Source organism: Thalassobacter sp., from assembly GCF_982993085.1.
Genome location: NZ_CEZFMW010000190.1, coordinates 1 through 3762, shown reverse-complemented (window position 1 = coordinate 3762; position 3762 = coordinate 1). Strand labels below are relative to the sequence as shown.

The following is a 3762-nucleotide window of genomic DNA, read 5'->3' as shown; positions in this document are numbered from 1 at the left end:
AACGCGTGCCCGAGATCGCGCGAAATCACTGCCCAGCTTCCGCGAAATACGCACGCTGCCAAGGGTGATCCCGTTTGATGAGGTTAGGGCGGTTGTGTTCCAGCCGGTAATAACCGCGGAGAGCATGTCAAAATCGCCAAACACGCCGCCGACGCTGACTTCATCCGACAGGATCACATTCTCATAACTGCCTTCGGGCAAGTCGATGCTGACTTCAAAGGTGAATTCCTCACCGACCATGACCTCATTGACGCGCTGCTCACCGAACTCGCGGTTCTTGAGGGTTTTGACGATGTCGACCTCATCGACCTCTGCCTCGGCAGTATCTGTCAGGCTGGCATCGGCGCGGTTGATGGCAGTGCTCCCAACCGAACTTTCAAAGGCTGTAAAATTCGTGACCGTGGCTGTGTTTTCCATCACGTCGCCGGCCGTTACAGTTTGTTCAGCCAAAAGATCGTAGGTGATGACCACAAGATTATCGCCGGAGGTGCTGTCAAAGGCCGACAATGCCCCCTCAGAGCTGCGATCATCCAATACGATGCCACCGGAAAACAGATCACCGGTGTAGCTGATCGCGCGAGTGCCTGTGCCGTCTGTCACCGATAGGTTCAACCCGCCCGATGGCACCGTAAAGCCGGTGGGCAGGGTGTCAGTGATGGTAACGTCAAAGGCGCCATTGGGGGCTCTGCCCGTGTTTTCGACCACAATCGCAAAGGTCACATGATCGCCCGCGTCGATGCCTTCAAGGTCAGCATCTATAGGTGTTGTATCGAGGGCATCTGAACTGATCGTGCCGCTGAACCGTACCCCGTTGGTACCGGGCGCGCTAAAGGTCACTGGGCCTTCGGTCGCGGAAAAAGCAATGTCAGGGTCTGTGCTGTCGGTGGCAATCACGCCCTTGGTGATGGCTAGTTCCGGTTGGCCATAAACAAAGTTTGCGATGGCGGTCGTATCGACCATGCCGTTGACCACATTGTCCTCAAACGCTGTTGCTTGGTTGGTCAGCATCAAGCCATCGGCAAAAATGGCGTCGATCACAGTGGTGGTGAACAGGATTTCGATCTGCACCGTTTCGCGGGGCTCTGCGGTGAATGTGCCGAAATCGTAGTTGATCTGGTTGTCGTTTGGCACGCCAGACAGGGTCGGTGGGCCGCCGCCTGCATCTACGTAGTCCTGCGAAGCAAGGCCGAATTGGGCCATACCTGCAGCCGGGGGGGTGCCACTGACGATGTTGTTGAACGTGGTGATTTCCGTGGAATCGAACACGTTTTGGGGCAGGTTATCGATGATCTCGAGGTCTTCATACGACCCAAGGGGGGCAGTGTAGATGATGCTGAACGTGACCTCATCGCCCGCCGCAATCGCCAAGCCGGGCGTGGGGGCTGCACCGTTGATGAAGGAAACCGTTTTGCTGTCGATCTGACCAAAGGGTGTTTGCAGCGAAGTGCGGGTATCGTCAGTTTCGGTCCCTAGGATGCTGGTCGGATCACCGTTGTCCCGAACGCTGGCCGAAATCGTGGCGGTGTTGCGCAACAGATCGCCCTGCGTAAACGGGATTTCACCAATGTTGCCATCGTCCGTTAGGTTCCCAAGGATACGGGCGTAGTACGTGATCGTGGCTGTGGTACTGGTGCCACCCGGGGTGCCGTCAGCATCATCGCCGGTCAGGATCGCGTCAGAGCCTGCGTCCACGAGGGCTTGGCTGATATCCCACACAACGGTCGTCTTGCCGGTATTGGTGTCAAAGTTGGTCGTTTCCTGCGGGAGCAAAGCGGCGTTCGTCACGGCACCACCGCTGCTTTCGGTGGTGGTCAAGGTCGGCGCGTAACTGCTGGTATTAAGGTATTCCCATCCATTCCCAAGCACATCCGTGACCGTGATGTCGCCATAGGTAAAGTAGTCGGAGACTTGGATGTCGAGTGTGAAGCGGTAGACGTCATCGGGGCTGATAACACCGGTCAGATTGGTGTCATCCACCAGTGTTGCGCTTTTCTGAACCGCGAGTGAGACGGCCTCTTGGCGGTTGGTTGCGGTGGCTGAGATCGTCTCAACTGGGTCGTTCGTGTCCAACGGATCCCATTGGCCACTGCCCGTCACGGTGTTGGCCACGTTTGCGGGATCGCCTGAGTTCACGGGAATGGTTGGGGTCGTCGTGCCGGCTGCGGTTTCATCGATGTAGTAGTCGAACGTCACGACAGCATTACCCGTGACGGGATCGCCCACAATGGATGCGAATGTAAGGTCGAGGGTGTTGTTACCTGTGCCTGCGGGTTGGCCCGCGGTTGGCTCGGTGTTGATCGTCGCTGTGGGGGAGGTCACGAGATTGCCCATGTAAACGATCTCGGGCGGTAGCGTGTCGACCAGATTGAAATCCGTCAGAGTTTGTCCCGGCGCGACGGTGACTTCCAGTGTGTATTCATAGACATAGCTGGGGCCGGTGGCGGCCTCGTTCTCTGGCGCACTGTTGGTTTTTGTCAGTTCGAACAATGTCTTGCCGACACTGGTCGTAGAAAACGTGCTGAGCGTAGAGGGGTCAGCCGTGGGGTTATCAAGCGGATCATTTCCAAGCGCAAAGCCTGCCCGCGTTTTTAGGTCAACGGTGTGGGCCAGATCGGCCTTGTCCGAAAAATCGAGCGTCATCACCACGTCAACGGCGGGGTTTCCCGGTGAGAACGACCCGTAGGGGAGGGTAAACACCAGCAGTGTTTCGCCCGGGGTGCCTGTCACGACCAGCGGGTCGCCTAGAGTATCGACGGCAATCGGGTGCACCGCCTCGCCGTTTGTGTCGAACACAAGCTGTGTCGTGTCGATAGCCCCGCCCAAGAACGTGGCGCTGTCAAAAGACACGCCGTCATAGCCGTCCGGGCCCAACGTGGGCAGCACAACGTCGATGAACGGCAGGTAGCCTGTGTCGGTGCTGTGCACGTTGTCGAAGGTCAGGGTGAATTCGACATCTTGGGCCCCCAATTCCACATCGGTGGGGCCGGATACGGTGACTTGGGCTTCACCGTCTAGAACGATGCGGTCCTCTAACGGCTCAAAACGCGGCAGATCCCTCATGATGCGGACCCCGGGCGGATATGGCTGTCTTGCATATGGCACATGGGCTTAACCGTCGCGTCCGCTCCGCGCGAGCTGGTAGGTCTGCTCGCCACGGATATCACGGGTTAGGTTCATCGACAGGCCCCAACGGTCCAGCAAAAGACCCCGAGCCCGGGCGAGGTTGGCGGCCGAAATTTCGCGTGTGGCGCGGGCTGTTGCAACGGCCTGCTCACTGGCTTGCAGGTTTTGATAACTGGTCAACAAAGCTGACAGCAGTTCGATCCCGGCGTCGCCGATGCCCTCGTCCCAGCGGGCTTGGATGGCGTTTGTATCCGCTTGTGCGGCCCGCAAGGCGCGGCGCTGGGCGACCAGATCATTGCAGGCCACAATGTATTCGTTCGCCGAAACGTCGACTTCCAACAACACAGTTGAAATCGCGGACATGACCTGACGCTCCTGTTGAACCGTCTCAATCCGGCGGCGATGATACCGCGCATCGCGCTCATCAAAGCCCAGTGGAACCGAGAATTTTAGCCCGACCAAGGTCCCGACGTTGCCTGATTGGTCGTCAAATGCATCGCCTAGGCTGCGGCCGCCGGTGCCACCTTCGCTACGAGCCTCTAACACCAAATCCAGTTCAGGCAGGCTTTCGTTGGCGGCCATGCCTTCGCGCAGAAGGGCGGCTTCGTACTGTAAAATCGCTTGCTGGATTTCAGGGCG

2 protein-coding genes are annotated in these 3762 nt (G+C 58.1%); both read right to left on the bottom strand.

From position 1 onward, the window contains the following. On the bottom strand, positions 1–3060 hold a 3060-nt coding region (locus AC4GMC_RS17605; RefSeq protein ID WP_487878508.1), incomplete at its 3' end, for a hypothetical protein. 48 nt (positions 3061–3108) lie between these two features. Then, positions 3109–3762 (bottom strand): TolC family protein (locus AC4GMC_RS17600; RefSeq protein WP_487878509.1); only part of this gene is annotated, 654 nt, incomplete at its 5' end.